General features: G+C 70.1%; 11 protein-coding genes (1 of these 11 running past the window's edge). 9 read left to right on the top strand and 2 right to left on the bottom strand.

The window, feature by feature from the left end; translation table 11 throughout:
• The first annotated feature begins 25 nt into the window (after positions 1–25).
• From ACYVN4_RS34465 to ACYVN4_RS34440, 6 genes are all read left to right on the top strand, one after another.
• Positions 26–1,111 (top strand): glycosyltransferase, encoded by a 1,086-nt coding sequence (locus ACYVN4_RS34465; RefSeq protein ID WP_460726383.1) that lies wholly within the window; start codon positions 26–28, stop codon positions 1,109–1,111.
• Between the two features lie 35 nt (positions 1,112–1,146).
• On the top strand, positions 1,147–1,482 hold the full coding sequence (locus ACYVN4_RS34460; protein WP_379355638.1) for a hypothetical protein: 336 nt from the start codon (positions 1,147–1,149) through the stop codon (positions 1,480–1,482).
• A gap of 221 nt (positions 1,483–1,703) precedes the next feature.
• Positions 1,704–2,075: a hypothetical protein gene (locus ACYVN4_RS34455; protein ID WP_460726380.1), complete on the top strand. Its 372-nt coding sequence runs from the start codon at positions 1,704–1,706 to the stop codon at positions 2,073–2,075.
• 94 nt (positions 2,076–2,169) lie between these two features.
• Complete coding sequence (locus ACYVN4_RS34450; RefSeq protein WP_460726378.1) at positions 2,170–2,772, top strand: dihydrofolate reductase family protein; 603 nt, start codon at positions 2,170–2,172, stop codon at positions 2,770–2,772.
• Entirely contained in the window at positions 2,769–3,110 is a 342-nt protein-coding gene (locus tag ACYVN4_RS34445; RefSeq protein WP_460726376.1) for a YciI family protein, read from the top strand. Before ACYVN4_RS34450 ends, ACYVN4_RS34445 begins: the two co-directional genes overlap by 4 nt.
• A 1-nt stretch (position 3,111) precedes the next feature.
• Complete coding sequence (locus tag ACYVN4_RS34440) at positions 3,112–4,347, top strand: RNA polymerase sigma factor (RefSeq protein ID WP_460726374.1); 1,236 nt, start codon at positions 3,112–3,114, stop codon at positions 4,345–4,347.
• On the opposite strand, the gene ACYVN4_RS34435 is transcribed toward ACYVN4_RS34440, so the two are convergent.
• Positions 4,275–4,523 carry a hypothetical protein gene (locus ACYVN4_RS34435; protein ID WP_460726372.1) on the bottom strand — a complete coding sequence of 83 codons (249 nt, stop codon included), beginning with the start codon at positions 4,521–4,523 and terminating at the stop codon, positions 4,275–4,277. The two genes, ACYVN4_RS34440 and ACYVN4_RS34435, sit on opposite strands and share 73 nt — an antisense overlap.
• Positions 4,524–4,736: 213 nt before the next feature.
• Between ACYVN4_RS34435 and ACYVN4_RS34430 the strand changes: the two genes are divergently transcribed.
• The 3 genes from ACYVN4_RS34430 to ACYVN4_RS34420 are packed head-to-tail and all read left to right on the top strand — an operon-like array spanning position 4,737 to position 5,979.
• Positions 4,737–4,952, top strand: coding sequence for a hypothetical protein (locus ACYVN4_RS34430; protein WP_460726370.1), 216 nt, complete (start codon positions 4,737–4,739; stop codon positions 4,950–4,952).
• 4 nt (positions 4,953–4,956) lie between these two features.
• Positions 4,957–5,436, top strand: a complete 480-nt coding sequence (locus ACYVN4_RS34425; RefSeq protein ID WP_460726368.1) for a MarR family winged helix-turn-helix transcriptional regulator — start codon at positions 4,957–4,959, stop codon at positions 5,434–5,436.
• Between the two features lie 39 nt (positions 5,437–5,475).
• Positions 5,476–5,979 (top strand): HD domain-containing protein, encoded by a 504-nt coding sequence (locus ACYVN4_RS34420; protein ID WP_460726366.1) that lies wholly within the window; start codon positions 5,476–5,478, stop codon positions 5,977–5,979.
• A gap of 20 nt (positions 5,980–5,999) precedes the next feature.
• Here ACYVN4_RS34420 and ACYVN4_RS34415 read toward each other — a convergent pair whose 3' ends face one another.
• Positions 6,000–21,021, bottom strand: the 3' portion of a protein-coding gene (locus ACYVN4_RS34415; protein WP_460726364.1) for a non-ribosomal peptide synthase/polyketide synthase. It continues 13,352 nt past the right edge of the window; 15,022 of the gene's 28,374 nt are visible here — the last part of the coding sequence; the start codon falls outside the window, past its right edge; its stop codon occupies positions 6,000–6,002.

Here is a 21,021-nt window from a genome sequence, read left to right as displayed (position 1 = left end):
CGTCGGGGAGAACGGGAGTTTCCGGGTGCGAGTGCTGTTCGTCGCCACGCCGCTGATCGGCCATGCCTTTCCCCTGCTGCCGCTGGCGCTCCGGCTGCGCGCGGGCGGGCACGAGGTGGTGCTGGGGTCGGGTGACGAGGTGGTGTCGGTGCTGCGCGAGCTGCTGCCCACGGTGACCGTCGCCGATCCGATGAGTGTGCGGGTTCCCATCCGCGCCTTGGCCTTGCACCCGCTCGCCGCCCGCAACGCGCTCCTCGGTTCGGCGGATCCGATGGTCGCGGCCCGCGTGTTCGCACCGGTGAACGCGGCGATGCGGGCGCGGGTGTTCGCGCTGGCCCGGCATTTCGCGCCCGACCTGATCGTGCACGAGCCGTTTGCCGCGGTCGCCGCCATGGCCGCCGATCAGCTGAAAGTTCCTGCGGTGCTGCACAATGTCGGCCTCGATCACGGGGAACGGGTCTGCGCGCGACTGCTCGAGCGGCTCTCTGCCCCGGATGTCCGTGATGCCCTCGCCCTGAGCATCGCGCCGCCCAGCATTGTCGCGATTCCGGGCCGTCCCATGCAGTACGTACCCTTCTCCACCCCCGGCCCGCCCATGCCCGACTGGCTGGCAACCCCGGGTGACCGCCCGCGAATCCTGGTCACCCGCAGCACCATGCTCGGCGACAGCCCGACGCCCTTCCTCACCGCGGTGCTGCGCGCGGCTCCCGCGGTCGACGCCGAGTTCGTCATCGTCCGCCCGGACCGGGGCGTCACCGGCCACGCCAGCTTGCCCGCGAATGTCCGCACGGTCGGCTGGACGGTCCTCAGCGACGCCCTGCGCACCTGCGACGCCATGATCAATCACGGTGGCGCGGGCTCGGTGTACGCCGCGCTGCGCGCCGGGCTGCCGCAGATCCTCACCCCCGACACCGGCGACCGCGGCTGGAACGCCGCCCTCATCCAGGCCCGCGGCTGCGGCCTGTCCGCCCCGCCGCGCCGCATCACCGCCGCCCACATCACCCGGTTGATCACCGATCCGGGCCTGGCCGCCGCGGCAGGCGAGGTCGCCGCCGAGATGGCGGCCATGCCGACCCTCGACGACATTGCCGCCGAGCTCGAGGCCCGTTAGGCTCGCCGGGTTCATTCGATGTTGAAGGAGAGTTCGTGGGTAAAAAGAGCCGTCTCGCTTCGGGTTTCGGGGCGTTGACTGCCGGGGTGGTAGTGCTGGTGGGGGCGGCTACGGGGGTCGCCGGGGCGGAACGGGCGCTCACGGCGCAGGAGCAGGTGTTCGTGAGTTACCTGCAGGCGCACGGTGATCTGCTGCCGGACCTGGATCAGCAGCTGGCGGCCGTGGACCTGGGCAAGGCCGATTGCTCGGCGCTGGCCTCGGGGATGACCCGCGAGCAGCTGTCGGAGGGTCTGCCGGGCGGCGCGTCGGAGAAGGAGGAGGCCGTGCTGTTCCTGGACGCGGCCACCGCGCCGGGAAGCCTGTGCGGCTGAGCCGTTTGCGGTAGGGACCAGCCCTTGCGGCGGAGGTTTCGCGGGCGTTGCCGGATCCGGTAGCGCCCGCACTTTTTCGGCGACCCGGCCGCGCTATCCGCTTGGCGGCCTTGCCAATTGCATACCTTGCGGAATTCTTCAGCAAACCTCTACCCCGCGATGCGGGCGGGCGTAGCGTCACCGCGCGGGGGACCCGTCACGGCGCAGGAGAGGAAACTCCCATGGCGGAGTTGGAAATTGCTCTGAAGGACATGATGATGCTGGACGGCGCGATCGGCGCCAGCGTGGTCGACTACGGCAGCGGGATGCCGCTGGGGATGCTCGGCGGCAGCAAAACCCTGGATATGGAGATCGCCTCGGCCGGCCTGACCGAGGTGGTGCGAGCCAAGGTCCGCACCATCGAACAGCTCGGCCTCAATGAGGAGATCGAGGACATTCTGATCACGCTCAGCAGCCAGTACCACCTGGTGCGGCCGTTGCGCGGGCGGCGCTCGCGTGGGCTGTTCATGTACGTCGCACTGGATCGCGCGCGCGGGAATCTGGCGTTGGCGCGGCATCGGCTCAAGGACATCGAAGAGAACCTCGAGGTTTGAGAGAACTTTTTTCGCGGTGCTGTCGTGATGGCGGCTGCCCGTTCGTCTAGTGGATGACCCGGCAAACAGGCCGGGCGTGATCCAAGGAGCGAACATGGGCAGCATCGTCGCGGTCGTCAACCTCACCCTCGACGGCGTCATGCAGGCGCCGGGGCGGGCCGACGAGGACACCCGCCACGGCTTCACCGGTGGCGGGTGGTCACACCGCTACGCCGACCCGGTGCAGGGCCGGGTCATGGCCGAGCACATGGCCACGCACAGTGGCGGCGGTCTGCTGCTGGGCCGCCGCACCTACGAGGACTTCTACGGCTTCTGGCCGCAGCAGACCGACAACCCGTTCACCGAGGTGCTGGACAAGACGCAGAAGTTCGTCGCCTCCCGCAGTCTCACCGAACCGCTGCCGTGGCAGAACTCCACCCTGCTGCCCGGCGACGCGGTCACCGCGTTGCGCACGCTGCGTGCCGAGCAGCCCGAGCTGAATCTGGTGGCGCTGGGCAGCGGCGAGTTGCTGCGTTCCCTCATGCGCGCGGGCATGATCGACGAGTATCTGCTCTCGATCCACCCGCTCGCGCTCGGTTCCGGGACCCGCCTGTTCGACGGGGTCGAGCTGGGTGCGCTGCGGCTGATCGACGCCGTCACCACGACGACCGGTGTCCTGATGGCCACCTATCGTCCCGCCGCAGAGGAGTCGCTGTGACCCGGTACCTGCTGAGCATCTACCAGCCCGACGGCACCGCCCCGCCCCCGGATCTCGACACGATCATGGGCGAGCTGGCCCAGCTCAACGACGAGATGCGGGCGGCGGGGGCTTGGGTTTTCGCGGCCGGGTTGCACGCGCCCAGCACCGCGACCGTGCTGCAGGCCAAGGGGGCGGAGGTGCTCGTCACCGACGGCCCGTACGCCGAGAGCAAGGAGCACATCGGCGGATTCAGCGTCATCCAGGCCGATGATCTGGACGAGGCACTGGTGTGGGGCAAGCGAATGACGGCGATCATCGGTCTGCCGATCGAGGTCCGGCCGTTGCAGGACTCCTGAGATGCCTTCCGGCGCAGTCGATCCGGTCGAGGTCGATACCGCGGCGGTGGCGGCGGTGTTCGCCGAGCACTACGGTCGCGCCGTCGCCAGCCTGATCCGCGTCTTCGGTGATGTCGACATCGCCGAGGACGCGGTCCAGGATGCCTTCACCACGGCGCTGCGGCGCTGGCCGATCGATGGACTCCCGCCGAGCCCGCCCGGCTGGATCATCACCACGGCCCGCCATCGCGCGGTGGATCGGCTACGCCGGGAGGCGGCTCGCGCCGACAAGTACGCCCAGGCCGCGCTGCTGCACGAGCAGGCGGAACCGATCGAGGAGGGCGCGGTGCGAGACGACCGGCTGCGCTTGATATTCACCTGCTGCCATCCGGCGCTGGCCCGCACCGCCCAGGTGGCGCTGACCCTGCGTCTGCTGGGCGGTCTCTCGACGGCCGAGGCGGCCCGCGCCTTCCTGGTGTCGGAAACCACCATGGCGCAACGTCTCACCCGCGCCAAGGGCAAGATCCGCGACGCCCGTATCCCCTACCGCGTCCCCGCCGACGCCGACCTGCCCGACCGCCTCGATGCCGTCCTCGCCGTCCTCTATCTCATCTTCACCGAGGGCTACACCGCGACCGCCGGAGACCTCCTCACCCGCCCCGACCTCTGTGCCGAAGCCATCCGTCTCACCCGCGTCCTGGCCGAACTCATGCCCGACGAGCCAGAGGTGTGGGGCCTGCTGGCCCTCCTACTCCTCACCGAATCCCGCCGCGCCGCACGCACATCCGACACCGGCGCCCTGATCCCGCTACCGGAGCAGGACCGATCGCGCTGGGACCGTGCACTGATCGCCGAGGGCCACACCCTGGTCCGCAACTGCCTGCGCCGAAACACCCCCGGCCCCTACCAGATCCAAGCTGCCATCCAGGCCGTCCACACCGACGCCCCCACCGCCGCCGACACCGACTGGCCCCAAATCCTCGCCCTCTACGACCAGCTCGCGGCCCACTCCCCCGGCCCCATGGTGGCCCTCAACCGCGCCGTAGCCCTCGCCGAAGTCTCCGGCCCCACAACCGCTCTCGCCGAACTAGACACCCTCCCCCTCACCCACCACCACCTCTACCACGCCGTCCGAGCCGACCTCCTACGCCGCCTCGGCCGCACCCCCGAAGCCGCAGCGGCCTATCACCTCGCCATCACCCACGCCGAGAACACCGCCGAACGCGACTTCCTCATCACCCGAGCCGAATCCCTCTGACCGGCGATCACAGCAGCACCGGTGGCGAAAACCGGTACCGCGTAGGACATCATGTCGCTGACACCGACGGACGTGGCCATGGCGAGTGCGAAGGCCGCGAGCACGAGCGTCGCCGCGGCGGCCGTGTAGCGGATGGCGAGCCCGAGAACCAGCGCCAGCCCAAGCGTGAGTTCCACGACCGTGGCACCGGCCGCGGCGGGTACCGCAAGGGGTTCGGCCCAGTGCGGCAAGAGCTTTCGCGTGTAATCGGTGAAGGCGGCGTAATCCCCCAGGAAACCCCGCTGCTACCCGGCCCGCCCAGCAGCCCGAAGCGGTCCGCCACCGATCCGAGTAGTAACGCGCCCAGCAGGATTCGCACTGCGATCACCACGGGCCGATAGCACGCTCGCGTGAGCACCATTGCCGCGACGACCGCGACGACGATCGCCGTGAGCCAGGCGATCCTCCCGTGGGCGAACACCAGCCACCCGACCTCGATTCCCAACGTCGTTGCGGCAGCGGTGATTGCGATGGTGCGGGCGGTCATGATTCCCTCCGACCCAGATAGTAAGGTGCTTGACCAAAGCGTAGAGAGGACCGGTCAAATTGGTCAAGCACCTGACTAATCCATTGTCGGATCGTCCACCGCCCCTGGGCAATCTGCTCAGCGCGGCCGCCCGCACCCTGGCCGCCGAACTCGACGCCGGTATCGCCGCCGCCGGTTTCACCGACATCCGCGCCGCCCACGCCCCGGTTTTCCAGGTCATCGACCCCGAAGGCACCCGCTCGAGCGTGCTCGCCGAACGCGCCGGAATGACCAAGCAGGCCATGGGCGAACTGATCCGCCACCTCGACTCCCACGGCTACGTCGAATCCATCCCCGACCCCGCCGACGGCCGCGCCCGCCTGATCCGCCCAACCGCCAAGGGCTGGTCGGTCATCGACGCCGGTCTCGCGGTCGTCACCCGCTTCGACGCCCACCTCGACACCCTCATCGGCCCCGCCGAAGTCCACCGCCTACGCGCCACCCTCCTCGCGATCATCGGCGGCGCGGCCTCCAGCTACGCCACCGGCCTCGACCAGCCCACCACCGTCATGCGCACCGAATAGCCCTCGCGAAAACCACCGGCACGCCGTAGGTTCGGCCGTATGGATTTCGGGGGAATCGAGGCAACCGCTCGCAGCTATGCCGAAGCGGCACACGGGGATCAGAAATATGGCCAGCAACCGTATTCGGTGCACCTGGCGGCGGTGCGAGCGGTGCTGGCGGACTTCGGGTACGGCGAGGAACTGGGCGTATCCGCCTGGCTACACGATGTTCTCGAGGACACCGATGTCACCAAGCCTGACATGGAATCGACCTTCGGCACACCGATCACCGAATTGGTCTGGGCCGTCTCCGGAATGGGAGCAACCCGCGAGGCCCGCAACGAGGACATCTACCGCAAGATCAACGCCCACCCCCGAGCCGTGATCCTCAAGGTCGCCGACCGCATCGCCAACGTCGAAGCAAGCGTAGGCACCCGCTTCATGACCATGTACCGCACCGAATACCCCGAATTCCGCACACGCCTGGGCAACCTCCTACCGGACGAGGAAACCCTGCCGCGCATGTGGAAACGCCTCGATACCGCGATCGGTATCGAGGCGTAACTCCGGAGTCCGCGATGCGGTCAGCGGCCGAGACGGGAGTTCAGTAGTGGGGCTATTTGGGCTGCCCTGTCGGGGTTGAGCATTGCGGTGTGCCAGGTGTCGATGGAGATGCGGTCGATGGGGCCGGTGAGGTAGGGGCGCCAGGTTTGGGTGAGGGTTTCGCGGCCGGGTTCTCGGGAGGCGGTGAAGAGGAGGGCTTCTCCGGTGTAGCGGCCGGGGGTGTAGGGGAGGGGGCGGGAGAAGCTGTCGAGGACTCGGCGGATTTGTTGGGGGGTGAGGATTCCCGTTTCGCCGAGGCGGTTGGACAGCAACGTGTAGAACTCGTCGAGGTTGTCGATGTCGGGGATCTCGTCCAGGTGCAGCAGGTCCTGCCAGCCTCCGAGGATGCGTGAGACTGCGGCGGTCACGTCCTGCGTCGTGGGTTCGAAGCTCTCGCCCACACCGGTTTCGGGGGTGGCGTCGACGAGGGCCAGGAGGCCCACCTGGTGGCCGAGTTCCTGTAGGCGGACCGCCATGGCGTGGGCTATCTGGCCGCCCAGGGACCAGCCCATCAGGTTGTAGGTGGTGTCGGGGAAACGGTCGAGGAGTTCGCGGACGTAGCGATCCGCGTAGGCCGCAACCGATTCCAGGCGCGGTTCCTCGGTGACGATGTGCGGGTCCTGGAGGCCGTAGACGGGGCGGTCGTCGAGGTGGCCCGCCAGTGCCCCGTAGACCCAGGCGAGACCGCCGCCCGGATGCACGCAGAACAGTGGGTCTTTCGTGCCGGTGGAGCGCAGTGGGGTCAGGACGCCCAGGGAGATGTTCAGGTCGGCGTGGCCGTGCTCGAGAGCGCGGGCCAGTGCCGCCGGGGACGCGTCGGAGAACAGCTGCCCGATCTGGAGTTGCCGTCCGCTGCGGGCCCGGATCAACGAGACCACGCGCACCGCGATGAGCGAGTTTCCGCCCAGGGCGAAGAAGTCGTCGTCGGCTCCGACGGTGTCGGTCTCGAGGACTTCGGTGAAGACCTCGGCGATGAGCCGCTCGAGCGGTGTTGCCGGGGCCCGGAATTCCGGGGCGGCCGTGACCGGTTCGGGCAGTGCGCGCCGATCGATCTTGCCGGTGCCGGTCATGGGCATCTCGTCGAGCACCACGATGGTGTCGGGCACCAGATATCCGGGCAGGCGTGCGGCCAGGGAGCGGCGCACCCCCGCCGGATCGATGCCGGATCCGTTGGCGGGCACGACATATCCCACCAGGCGAGCGCTGTCCCCGATTCCCGGCACCACCACAGCCACGGCGTGCTCGATCTGCGGCAGGGCGGTCAGCGCGGCTTCGACCTCGCCGAGCTCGAGCCGCTGCCCTCGCACCTTCACCTGGAAGTCGGAGCGGCCCACGTACACCAGACTGCCGGTGCCCGAACCGTTTTCGCCCACCGACCAGCGCACCAGGTCGCCGGTGCGATACAGCCGCTGTCCCGGTGCGCCGAACGGATTCGCGATGAACCGCGCGGCGCTGAGCCCGGCGCGGCCTCGATATCCGCGGGCCAGACCGCGACCCGACAGGTACAGCTCGCCGACCACGCCCGCCGGAACCGGACGCAGGGACGAATCCAGCACCACCACACCGGTTCCCGGCAGTGGACCGCCGATCTCGATGGGCTGTCCGGGCCGCAGTTCCGCGCCGGTGGTCCAGATCGTCGCCTCGGCGGGACCGTAGAGGTTGTGCACACGGCGGCGGCCAGCGGCATCGGTGCCCGACCACTGTGCCGCCAGCTGGGGCGCACACCGGTCGCCGCCGACCAGCAGCATCCGGAACTCGTCGAGCCCGGCCGGATCCACGGTCAGGGCCACCGCCGGGGTCAGCATGGCGTGCGTGATGCGCTCGCCGCGAAGGAGTTCGGACAGGGGTTGCCCGCCGTACACGTCGGCTGGCGCGATCACCAGCGCGGCGCTGCCCGCCACGGCGAGCAGCAGTTCGAATATGGACGCGTCGAAGGTGCGCGCCGAGACCGCCAGCACCCGGGACTCGGCGTCGGGTGCGCACCGGTTCCGGTGGTCGGCGACGACGGCGGCCAGACCGGCGTGGGTGACCTCGACGCCCTTGGGCAGGCCGGTCGAGCCGGAGGTGTGCACCACGTACGCCACACTGTCCAACCGCGGCACTACATTCGGCGCGGTCAGAGCCGTCGTGGCAACCCCGCCCAGCCCCTCGGCCGCGTCGAAGTCGAGGTGGTCCAGAACAATCCAGGACACCTCGCTGGGCAGTGCGGCCCGATTGTGGGATGTCGTAATACCCAGGCGCACACCCGTATCGGCGCACGCGAACCGATTGCGCTCGGCCGGATGCGCCGGGTCCACCGACACCAGCGCCGCACCGCTGCGAGCGATCGCCCACACCGCCAGCACCCATTCCAGCGACCTTGGCAGGGCGATGGCGACCACCGTCTCCGGTCCAGCCCCCTGCCCGATCAGATACTGCGCCAACCGGTTCGATCGTGCGTCGAGCTCCCGGTAGGTGATCCGGCGTCCCGCGTCCACCACCGCGTCACCGTCGGGATTCGCGGCCGCCGCGGCGGCCAGCAGCTCGGGCAGGGTGACGGCCTCGGCGACGGTGGCCGTGGATTCGATACGTCCCCACTCGCGAATCACCCGGGTGCGCTCGGACTCCGACAGCAGGTCGATATCGCGCACCGGCACCGAGGGATCGGCGGCGACGGCGGCCAGCACCCGGTCGAGGCGCTGCGCCAGCGCGTGGATGGTGGTCTCGTCGAAGAGATCGGTGGCGTAGCTGATGCCGACCGGGATCGCACCCGTGTCATCGGGCGCGTCGGTGAGGGTCAGCGTGAGATCGAAACGCTCGACCCCGGTTTCGGCTCCTGACCCCGACACCGCGACGCCCGGCAGCTCGAAGCGGACCTCGTCGAGATTGTGGAAGCCGAGCATGACCTGGAACAGCGGATGCCGGGCCCGGCCGCGCGGCGGATCCACCGCCTCCACCACCTGTTCGAACGGAATCTCCGCGTGCGCGAAGGCATCCAGGTCCGCGCCGCGCACCTCGTCCAGCAAGGCGCCGAAGGACATCGATTCGTCGACCCGGGTGCGCAGCACGACCGTATTGACGAACATGCCGACCAGGTCGTCGAGGAGGGCCGAGCCGCGCCCGGCGACCGGTGTGCCGATGGCGATCTCGGCGCTGCCCGACAGTCGCGACAGCACAATGGCCAGTGCGGCATGGAACATCATGAACACCGTGACCCCGCGTTCACGCGCCACCCGCTGCAATCCCGACACCACGGCGGGCTCCACCGTGAAGGCGTGCCTCGCACCCCGGTGCGAGGCCACCGGCGGGCGCGGTCGGTCGGTGGGCAGCGCCAGCACATCCGGCAGGTCCCGCAGTCGGTCCAGCCAGTACCGGCGCTGTGCCGACAACAGGGATTCCGGATCCTGCGCCGACCCGAGCAGCTCCCGCTGCCACAGTGCGTAATCGGCGTACTGCACCGGCAGCGGCGACCACTCGGGTTGCCGCCCACCGCACCTGGCCGTGTAGGCCGTGGCGAGGTCGCGGGCCAGCGGAGTCATCGAGAATCCGTCGGCATTGATGTGGTGCACGACCAGCACCAGCACGAATTCCTGCGGCCCCACCGCCAGCAGGCGCACCCGCAGCGGAATCCGTTCGGCCACATCGAATCCCGACGACACCACGGCCGCGATCATCGAGGCCAGTTCCGCCTCGCCGACGATCGCCGGGACCGGATCGAGGTCCACCGCGTCCGGCAGTTCGGCGACCGGCACCACCACCTGGTGTGGCACGCCGTCGGTCTCCGGGTAGCGCGTCCGCAGCACTTCATGGCGCGCCAGCACGTCCATGATCGCCGCCGACAAGGCGACGGTGTCCACACTGCCCGACAGTCGCAGCACCAGGGGAATGCTGTAGGACATCGATTCCGGCGCGAACCGGTTCACGAACCACATGCGCTGCTGTGCGAACGACAGCGGCACGCGTTCGGGTCGCTCGCGGACCGTCAATTGCGGACTCCGGCTTGCCTCGGCCGCACCGTATTCCATCGCCGCGCCCGCACCGCGGGCGGCCAGCAAGCCCGCCAGGTCCCCGACGACCGACGTCTCGAAAACCTCTCGCAGGGTCACCGGCACCCCGACCGCGTCGCTCAGTCGCGCGGACAGTCGGGTGGCCGACAGCGAGTTTCCGCCGAGCGCGAAGAAGTCGTCGTCGACCCCCACCCGCTCGCGTCCCAGTACGTCGGCGAACACGCTCGCCACGGTCTGTTCGAGTGGTGTGGCGGGTGCACGGAACTCCCGCGCGGCGAAGACCGGTTCCGGCAGCGCCTTCCGGTCCACCTTGCCGCTGCTGTTGAGCGGCAGTGCGTCGAGTACGAGAATGGCGTCCGGCACCATGTATCGCGGCAGCCGCTGCTTCACCGCCCGTTCGACAGCGCCGGGTTCCAGTGCACGGCCCGCCACATAGCCCACCAATCGGCCACCGGCGGAGGCACTGTCACCGGCGAGATACACGACGGCCGCTTGATCGACACTGTCCACGTCGCACAGCGCGGCCTCGACCTCGCCGAGTTCGAGCCGCTGGCCGCGGATCTTCACCTGGAAGTCGGACCGACCCATGTACATCAACTGTGCTGTCGGCGAGCCCGATTCGCGTTCCCGCTCGTCTATCGTCCAGCGCACCAGGTCACCGGTGCGGTACAGCCTGGTTCCGGGCGCGCCGTACGGGTTGGCAATGAATCGGGCGGCGGTGAGTCCATTGCGGCCCCGATATCCCCGTGCCACACCGGATCCCGAGACATACAGCTCACCCACCACACCGGCGGGCACCGGACGCAACCAGGCATCCAGCACCAGCGCAGACATACCGCCGATCACCGAACCCATGGTGACCGGATCACCCGCCAGCAGTTCCGCGGTGCCCGTTACCCAGATCGTCGCCTCGGCCGGACCGTAGAGGTTGTGCACCCGGCGACGGCCACGCACATCGGTGGCAGCCCAGCGAGAGATGAGCGCGGGCGGGCAGGCTTCGCCCGCCACGCTCAGCACCTCGAGATCGTCGAGACCGGTGGGATCGGTCGCAGCGGCCACCGTCGGGGTCAACACGGCATGGGTGACCCGCTGAACTCGCATGAGCTCCGAGAGCTGCTGCCCGCCATAGACTTCCGGCGGCGACAGTACGAGGGTCGAGGCACCCGAGATGGCCAGCAGCAGTTCGAAGATCGCGGCGTCGAAGGTGCGCGCCGCCACGCTCAGCACCCGGGAGTCAGCTCCGGCACCGAAGCGCCCGCGCTGCGCGTCGCACAAGCCTGCCAATCCGGTATGCGTGACCTCGACACCCTTCGGACGTCCCGTCGAACCGGACGTGTAGACGACGTAGGCGGTGCCGTCCCGCCGCACTGCGCCGTTGCGCTCGCTGTCGCGCACCGCAGCGGGCGAGCGGCCCGCGATCGCGGCCGCGAGTTCCGGGTTGTCGAGCGCCAGCCAGGACACCTCCTCGCGCGGCAACTCTCCGGCCTGCCCCGCGATCGTGATGCCCATTCGGACAGCGGAATCGGCGCAGACGAAGCGATTGCGTTCCGAAGGATGCGCCGGATCCACGGACAGGAACGCCGCACCGGTCTTGGCGACCGCCCACACCGCCAGCACCCAGTCCAGGGACCGGGACAGCCCGATGGCGATCACCGATTCCGGGGTGGCCCCGCGATCGAGGAGGACGCGTGCCAAGCGATTCGACTGCTCGTCGAGTTCCCGATAGGACAGTCGCCGATCACCGTCCACGACGGCATCCCCGTCCGGACGCGCGGACACCGCGGCCGCAAGCAGCCCAGGCAGGACCGCGCCGATGGCATCCGACGCAGCGGCAGCCATGAGTGCGGTCGGTTCGTTGCGTCCCCAATCCTCCAGGAGCGCGGTGCGTTCGGGATCCGAGAGCACGGAGACCTCGCGGACCCGCAGGCCGGGATCCCGCCGCAGCCCCCGGAGCACGACCGGCAGCCGCTCGGCCACCGCCTCGATCGTGGCCACCTCGAGCAGGTCCGGCCGGTACTGCAACCGGATCCGCAAGGTGTCCTGGTGAATCACGGTGCACGACAGCGGGTAATGCGTCGCGTCCGCGCCGCTCACCCCGGTCAGTTCCAGACTGCCCGCGCCGGTGACCCGCCGGATGTCGCGGACGTCGACCGGATACGACTCGAGCACCATCGCCGTGTCGAACAGGGCGTCATTGCCGGTGAGTTCGTGGATTTCGGTCAGCCCGAGGTGATGATGGTCGAGCAGGGCGGCCTGCTCGGTATGCAGCCGCGCCCACAACCCGGACACGGTCTCGGCGGGATCCAGCCGGACCCGGACCGGGATGGTGTTGATGAACAGCCCGATGGTGCGGTCGGCCCCGGCCAGTTCGGTGGGCCGCCCGGACACGGTGGTGCCGAACACGACATCGGACTGACCGGTCAACTGCGACAACAGCATTGCCCACGCCGACTGCAGCACGGTATTGAGCGTCACCCCGGCGGCGGCCGCGACCGCCAGCAGTTCCCGGGTATCCGCGGCGTCGATCACCAGCGACCGCTCCGCCACCGTCGCGGCGGCCGTGGCGGCGGGCTGGGCGAGCAGGGTGGGTTGCGCGCCGTCGAGTGCGGCCGACCAGGCGGCCCGCGCGGCCACCCCGTCACGAGTGGCCAACCACGCCAGGAAGTCCCGGTAGGAGCCGACCGCGACACCCGCGTCCGTGCCGGTGGCGTAGCGGGTGAACAGGTCGGTGACCAGCAGCGGCCAGGACCAGCCGTCGAGGATGACGTGGTGGTCGGTGAGGACCACCGCCCACCGGTCACCGCTCAGACGCGCGAGGGTGCAGCGCAGCAGCGGAGCGGCGGCGAGATCGAAGCGGCGGGCCTGCTCGGCCGCCGCCACCCGTGCCAGCTCCGCCTCGGCATCCGGCTGGTCTCGCAGATCGACCACCTGCCAAGGTATTTCGACCCGATCGCAGACGACCGCCACGCTGACACCGCTGCCGGTGGTGGTGAACGCGGTCCGCAGACCGTCGTTGCGCGCGACCACGGCGGTCAGTGCGGCCTGGAGGCGCTCCGGGTCCAGGTCGCCGGACAGTCGCAGGACCACCTGCGCGGCATACACATCCGGGCTCGCGCTGCTCGCGGCGAGCTGCGCGTGGAACTGCAGTCCGGCCTGCAGAGAGGTCACCGGCCAGACATCGGTCAGCGCCGGGTAGGCGCGTTCGAGGGCGGTGACGTCGGATTGCGCCAAGGCCACCAGCTCGAAGTCCGACGGCGAATGCCCGCCCGCGCCTTCGGTGTCGGCGTGCGCGGCGACGGCGGTCACCACCTGCGTCCACACTTCAGCCAGCTCTCGGATATCGGCCGCGGCGAGCAGGGTGCGCGGGTAGCGGAAGGTGGCGCGCAGCCGGTCGTCGACGACGATCGCGCTCATGTCGACCGCCACGGTCACCGGTACGGCCGAATCGGCGGCTACCGCCAATTCGCCCAGCCCGCCGTCGATTCCACCGGCCTCGGTGCCGACGCGCCCGAGGTAGTTGAATCCGATCCGGCCCGGCATCCGATCCGGCAGCGCCGCAGCGGTTTCGGCATTGAGGTAGCGCAGCATCCCGTAGCCGATGCCCTTGTCCGGGATCGACCGCAGCGTTTCCTTGACCGCGAACACGGCATCCGCGACCGCTTGTTCGCCGCGGGCCACCGCGTCGAGATCGATGCCGGTCAGGTCGAAGCGTACGGGGAACATGGTGGTGAACCAGCCCACGGTGCGCGAGAGGTCCGCGCCGGGCAGCACCTGTTCCTCCCGGCCGTGACCTTCCAGCCGCACCAGCACGGACGGGTCGTCGAGACCCCGGCGGGCGCGCCAGAGTCGCACCGCCACGGCCAATCCCGCCAGCAGCCCGTCGTTGACGCTCCCGTGGAATACGGCCGGAACCCGGGTGAGCAGGGCCTGGGTCACCGATTCCGGCAACCGGACATCCACCTGGTCGAGCGTGGCGGCGGTGTCGATCGCCGGGTCGAGTTCCCGTCCGCCCCACAGCGGGTCCGTGCCCGCGATCATCGACCGCCACAGATCCAGCTCGGCGACCCGCGCCGGTTCCGCTGCGGCGGTGACCAATCCGTGCGCCCACGTACGCATCGAGGTGCCGACCGGTTCCAGCACCGGACTGCCGCTGCGTTGCCGCTGTTCGAGCGCCGTCAGCAGGTCCGGTACCAGCACCCGCCACGACACCCCGTCGATCACCAGGTGATGCGCCACGATCAGCAGCCAGCCCGGTGTGCCGTCCGCGGGTTCGAGCAGGGTGCACCGAATCATGGTGCCGCCGTGTGGGTCCAGCCGGTCGAGTGCCGAATTCAGTTCCGCCGCCGCAATATCGGCGATCGGCCAGCGGCCGGTGGCGGTGTCGATCACCCGCCGGGTGAGAACATCCGCACCGCGCACGCCACCGGGCGGGGCAATCTCGAGGGCCCATGCCCCGGTTCCGGTGCGGCGCAGGCGGGACCGCAGCATGTCGTGCCGATCCAGTACCGCGCTCACGGCGGCGGCGAGTTCGGCGGCCGCGACGGCCCGCGGCAGCCGCAGCGCCACGTGCTGGTCGAAGCGGTCGAATCCGGTGCCCCACTCCACCATCCAGCGCGCCACCGGCAGCAACGGCAGTTCCCCGACGCCACCGCCGGGCAGCTCCGGCAGTCCGGCGGGCAGGTCCATGCCGTTTCGGGCGCGCAGGGCCAGCCGGGCGGGGGTGCGCTGCTCGAACACGTCCCGGGGACCGAACACGACGCCGCGGGCGCGGGCCTTGGTCACCGCCTGGATGGAGACGATCGAATCACCGCCGAGGGCGAAGAAGTCGTCATCGGCGCCCACCCGATCCAGTCCCAACACCTCGGCGAAGACTTCGGCTACCACTTCCTCGACCGGGGTTGCGGGAGCGCGGAATTCGAGGGTCGTGGACATCGGCTCGGGAAGGGCGCGGCGATCGAGCTTTCCCGTTGCGGTCAGGGGCATTTCGTCGAGCACCAGCACCGTGTCCGGCACCATGTAGGCGGGCAGTCGCTCGCCCACCAACCGCCGGAGCTGTTCGGCATCCACCGCGCCATCCGCGGTCACGTATCCGATCAGTCGCCCACCGTTTCCGGACTGCGGCGTGCGCACCGTCGCGACGGCCTGTGCGACGCCCGGCAGGGCGGCGAGGGCGGCCTCGATCTCGCCGAGTTCCAGCCGCTGTCCGCGCAGTTTGACCTGGAGGTCGGCGCGGCCGACGAACGCCAGCGTGCCTGTCCCGCAACCGGATTCGTCCACACCCTCGCACACCAGGTCACCGGTGCGGTACAGCCGTTCCCCGGTGGCACCGAAGGGATCGGCGATGAACCGCGACGCGGTCAGCCCGGCCCGGCCACGATAACCGCGCGCCACCGCCGAACCGGCGACGTACAGTTCGCCCACCACGCCCGCGGGTACCGGCCGCAGCCACGGGTCCAGGACCGCCACCCGCGTGCCCGCGATCGGACCGCCGATCTCGATCGGCCGCTCCGGCGACAGTCGCGCGCCGGTCACCCAGATCGTCGCCTCGGCCGGACCGTACAGGTTGTGTACGGTCCGCCGACCCGCAGCGTCGGTGCCCGCCCAGCGCGACACCAGTTGCGGCCCGCAGCGATCGCCGCCGGTCAGCACGACGCGCAGGGTGTCGAGCCCGGCACTCTCGAGGGACAGGGCGACGGCCGGGGTCAGGAAGGCGTGGGTGACGTCTTCCTCGTGCAACAGTTCCCAGAGCGGTAGCCCGCCATACACATCCGGCGGCGCGATCACCAATGCGCCGCCGCCGGAGACGGCCAGCAGCAGCTCCAGAATCGCCGCGTCGAAGGTGCGGGCGGCGACCGCCGGCACCCGCGATCGGGGGTCTACCCCGCAGCGGTGGACATGGTCGACCAGCAGCGCCGCCAAACCGGTGTGCGAAACCTCCACGCCCTTCGGCTGTCCTGTCGAGCCCGACGTGTACACGACATACGCCACCGTGGCCGCATGCAACGCAGCGCGGCGGTCCGTGTCGGTCACCGGTGCCGCGCCGATCTGCGACAGGTCCAGCTCACCGATGTCGATGGTCTCGACGCCGGGCAGCTCGAACCCGGGACGGCCCCGCATCAGCAAGCAACGGACCCCGGAGTCGGCGCACACGTAGCGATTGCGCTCCTCGGGATGGCCGGGATCGATCGAGACAAAGGCCGCACCGGTCTTGGCGACCGCCCATACCGCCGACACCCAGTCCGCGGAGCGTGGCAGCCCGATCGCCACCACCGATTCGGGTCCGACCCCGTACCCGATCAGCAAGCGCGCCAACCGATTCGACTGCGCATCCAGGTCCCGGTAGCTGATCCGCAGGGACCCGTCGACGACGGCATCCGAATCCGGATCGACGGCGACGGCTGCGGCCAGCAGCTCGGGCAGCAGCATCGGGCGGGAAGTCACGGGTTCCGCACTACCCAGCAGCGCGATGGTCTGCTGCCCCCGGCCGATATCCCGCACGGGCAGCGCCGGATCAGCGGCGATCGTGCACAGCAGGTTCCGCAGTTGCTCGCCGAGCCGCGCGATCGTGGCGGCGTCGAACAGCTCGGCCCGGTACTGCAGCCGGATGCCCAGCGTCTCGCGCAGCATGGCGGTGCACGACAGCGGGTAGTGCGTGGCATCGGCGGCGTCCACCCCGGTGAGGGCGAGCTGCCCGTCGCCGACGGTGTGCTCGATATCGCGCAGGTCGACGGGATAGGACTCGAGCACCATCAGGGTGTCGAAGAGCGTGTCGATGCCGGTGTACGCGTGGATGTCCCGCAGGCCGAGGTGGTGGTGATCGAGCAGCGCCGCCTGCTCGTGGTGCAGGCGGGTCCACAGCCCGGACACCGGTTCGGCGGGATGCAGCCGGACCCGCGTCGGGATCGTATTGATGAACAGGCCGATGGTGCGTTCGGCGGCGGGGAGTTCACCGGGCCGCCCGGAGACCGTCGCGCCGAACACCACATCGGTGTGACCGGTGAGCTGCGCCAGCAGCATCGCCCACGCGGATTGCAGGACGGTGTTGACGGTGACCCCGGCCGTGGCGGCCGCCGAAGTCAGTGCTCGGGTATCGGCGGCGTCCAGAGTGAGGGACAGCTCCGCCACCGGGCCACCGGGTGCGTTGTCGCCGGCGATCAGTGTCGGTTCGACACCGTCGAGAGATGCGGCCCATGCGGTCAGGGCGACGTCGCGGTCGCGGGTTGCCAACCACGCCAGGTAGTCCCGGTAGGACCCGGCCGCCTGTCCCGGCAGACCGGCGTAGCCGGTGAACAGGTCGGCGACCAGCAGCGGGTACGACCAGCCGTCCAGGATGACGTGATGGTTGGTCAGGATCAACGCCCAACGCTCGGCCGCGAGCCGGACGACGGTGCAGCGCAGCAGGGGCGCCGCGGCAAGGTCGAAAGGCCGCGCCTTCTCCGTGGCGGCGAGCTCGTCGAGTCCGCGCTCGGGATCGTCGTGGCCGGTCAGATCGATGACCTGCCAGGGCAATTCGAGGCCCTCGGCAACCACCGCCACACCGACGCCGCTGCCGGTGGTGGTGAACGCGGTCCGCAATCCGTCGTGCCGCTCGATCAGAGTGGTCGCGGCGCTCCGCAGCCTGGACAGGTCCAGTTCGCCGGACAACCGCAGAATCAGTTGGGCGACATACGCGTCCGCCTCGGCCTCGGCGTCGGCCAACTGGGCGTGGAACAGCAGTCCGGCCTGGAGCGGCGTCACCGGCCACACATCGGTCAGCGCCGGATAGGTGCGGTCGAGTGCGGCGACATCGGATCGAGTCAGCGACACCAGCTCGAAGTCCGAGGGGGAATGCCCACCCGCACCGGCGGTTTCGGTGTGCCGGGCGATGGCGGTCAGTGCCTCGCGCCACAGGTCGGCGAGCTCTTGGACCTCGGCCGCCGCAAGCAGGCTGCGCGGGAAGCGGAATCCGGCCCGCAACCGGTCCTCGATCACGATCGCACTGATGTCGACCGCCACCGTCACCGGCATGTCCGGGTCGGGTGCGGCGGTCAGTTCACCCAGGCCGCCGTGCGGCCCGTCGACGCCGACGTCGGTGCTCGTCACCCGGCCCAGATAGTTGAACCCGATCCGGCCGGGCATCCGATCCGGCAGCGCCGCAGCGGTTTCGGCGTTCAGATACCGCAGCAGGCCGTAACCGATGCCCTTGTCCGGGATCGACCGCAGCGTCTCCTTCACCGCGAACATCGCCGCTGCCACCGCGTCCCCACCGGCCAGCGCGTCGGCGGGATCGATGCCGGTGAGATCGAACCGCACCGGGAACATCGAGGTGAACCAGCCGACCGTCCGCGACAGATCGGCACCTGGAACAACCTGCTCCTCGCGGCCGTGCCCTTCCAGCCGCACCAGCACCGACGACTCCTCGATGCCGCGGCGCGCCCGCCAGATCCGCAACGCCACGGCCAATCCCGCGAGCAATCCGTCGTTCACACTGCCGTGGAACGCGGTCGGCACCCGGGTCAGCAGCGCCCGTGTCACCGGCTCCGGCAGACTCAGCTCGATCTGCTCCATGGCGGCGGCGGTGTCGATCGCGGGATCCAGCTCCCGCCCGCCGAGCACCGGATCCGCACCGGCGACCATCGACTGCCACAAATCCAGCTCGCGCAGGCGGATCGGGTCGGCCGCGGCTTCGGCCAGACCGTGCGCCCAACGCCGCATCGAGGTCCCGACCGGTTCCAGCACCGGTGCCTCACCCGCGGCCACCCGGGCGAACGCGGATATCAGATCCGGCACCAGCACTCGCCACGACACCCCGTCCACCACCAGGTGGTGGGCGACGACCAGTAGCCACCCCGGTGTCTCGTCCGCGGGGTCGAGCCACACGAACTGCGCCATCGCCCCGCCGTGCGGGTCCAGCCATTCCAGTGCCGAATCCAGTTCCGCAGCAGCGATATCGGCCACCGCCCGTCGTCCGGCCTCGGTGTCGACCGCGATGCCCGGTTCGAGCACGCGCCGGTGCAGGGTCCACGCCTGCTCGGCACCACCCGCCGGTGCGACCCGCATTCCCCATTCACCGGTCTCGGTGCGCCGCAATCGAGCCCGCAGCATGTCGTGGCGATCCAGCAGCGCGGCGACGACCGCGACCATCCCCTCCTCGTTCACACCCTCGGGTACCCGCAGCACCACGTGCTGGTCGAAGCGGTCGAATCCCTTGCCCCACGCCACCATCCACTGCGCCACCGGCAGCAGCGGCAGCTCGCCGACACCGCCGCCCGGCAGTTCCGCCAATCCGGTTCCGGCGGTGACGGTCTGCGCGCAGGCCGCCAGCCGTGCCGGGGTGCGCTGCTCGAACACATCGCGCGGGCCGAACGCCACACCCCGGCCGCGCGCCTTGGACACCACCTGGATCGAGACGATCGAATCGCCGCCGAGCGCGAAGAAGTCATCGTCCACGCCGACCCGTTCCAGCCCGAGGACCTCGGCGAACACCGCCGCCACCACCTCCTCGACCGCGCCGGTGGGCGCGCGGAATTCCGTTGCCGCGAAGACGGGTTCGGGCAGCGCGCGGCGATCCACCTTCCCGGTGGCCGTCAGCGGCAGCTCCGCGAGCACCAGCACCGCCTCCGGCACCATGTAGCCCGGCAGGCGTTCGCCGACCGCCGACCTGATCGCCGCCGGATCGAGGGCCCGCCCGTTGCGGGCGACGACATAGCCGACCAGCCGTGACCGCTCGGCTTCGGTGTGCACGACCACGACGGCCTGGGCGACGCCGTCCAGCTCGCACAGCGCGGCCTCGACCTCGCCGAGTTCCAGCCGCTGGCCGCGCACCTTCACCTGGAAGTCGGCGCGGCCGACGAACACCAAAGTTCCGTTTCCGGAATCGGTTTCGTGGACCCAGCGCACCAGGTCCCCGGTCCGGTACAGCCGCTCCCCCGGACCGCCGAACGGATGTGCGAGGAATCGGGCCGCCGTCAGGCCCGGACGGCCCCGATAGCCCCGCGCCAGTCCGGCTCCGGACAGATACAGCTCGCCGACCGCGCCCACCGGCACCGGCCGCAACCCCGAATCCAGCACCAGGACACCGATGCCCGGGATGCCCGCGCCCAGCTCGACCCGATCCCCGGCCCGCAGTTCGCGGCTGATCGCCGTGATGATCGTGGTCTCGGCCGGGCCGTAGGTATTGAAGAACCGGCGTGCGCCTGCCGCGTCGGTGCGCGACCAGCGTTCCACCAGCCGCGCCGAATAGCCCTCGCCGCCGACGGTCAGCACGCGCAGATCGTCGAGGCCCTCGGGATCCAGCGAGGCCACCACCGACGGGGTCAGGAAGGCATGGGTGATGCGGCGCTCGCGCAACAGCGCAGCCAGCGCAGGCCCGGCGTAGGCGTCGCGCGGGGCCAGGATGAGCGCCGCCCCGGTCGGGACGGCGAGCAGCAGTTCCAGCAGGGCGGCGTCGAAAGTGCGTGCGGCCACGGCCAATACCCGGGAGTCGGCGGTGATCTCGTAGTCGCGCCGTTGCGCGGCGGCCACCGCGGCCAACCCGGCATGGGTGACCTCGACGCCCTTGGGTTGTCCGGTCGACCCGGAGGTGTAGATGACGTAGGCGGTATTGCCCGGTCGCGGCGCACGCCGATCCTGCTCGGTGAGCCCGGTCGGCGGGCACTGCCGGATGCGCGTCGCGACGGCCGGGTCGTCGACCACGAGCCAGGCCACGTCATCGGCCGGCAGTCCGGAGGCATGCGCGCCGACGGTAATACCCAGGCGCACACCGGAATCCGTGCACATGAACCGATTGCGGTCGAGCGGATGCGCGGGATCCAGGGACAGGAACCCGGCCCCGGTCTTGGTGACCGCCCAGACCACCACGAACCAGTGCAGCGAGCGAGGCACCGCGACAGCGATCACCGATTCCGGGCCGACGCCCTGGCAGATCAGCAAGCGCGCCAGCCGATTCGAGTGCTCGTCGAGCTGCCGGTAGGAGAGCATGCGGTTGCCGTCGACGAGGGCCTTACGGTCGGGGTGTGCGGCCACCGCGGCGGCGAGC

It is taken from the genome of Nocardia heshunensis, assembly GCF_054782115.1.
The sequence above is the reverse complement of the archived record's forward strand: the minus strand, read 5'-3'. Positions and strand labels throughout refer to the sequence as shown.

Coding starts and splice junctions, on each gene's coding strand:
- ACYVN4_RS34455 (WP_460726380.1), top strand. CDS start 1,704: ATGGCGGAGTTGGAAATTGCTCTGAAGGACATGATGATGCTGGACGGC.
- ACYVN4_RS34450 (WP_460726378.1), top strand. CDS start 2,170: ATGGGCAGCATCGTCGCGGTCGTCAACCTCACCCTCGACGGCGTCATG.
- ACYVN4_RS34440 (WP_460726374.1), top strand. CDS start 3,112: ATGCCTTCCGGCGCAGTCGATCCGGTCGAGGTCGATACCGCGGCGGTG.
- ACYVN4_RS34420 (WP_460726366.1), top strand. CDS start 5,476: ATGGATTTCGGGGGAATCGAGGCAACCGCTCGCAGCTATGCCGAAGCG.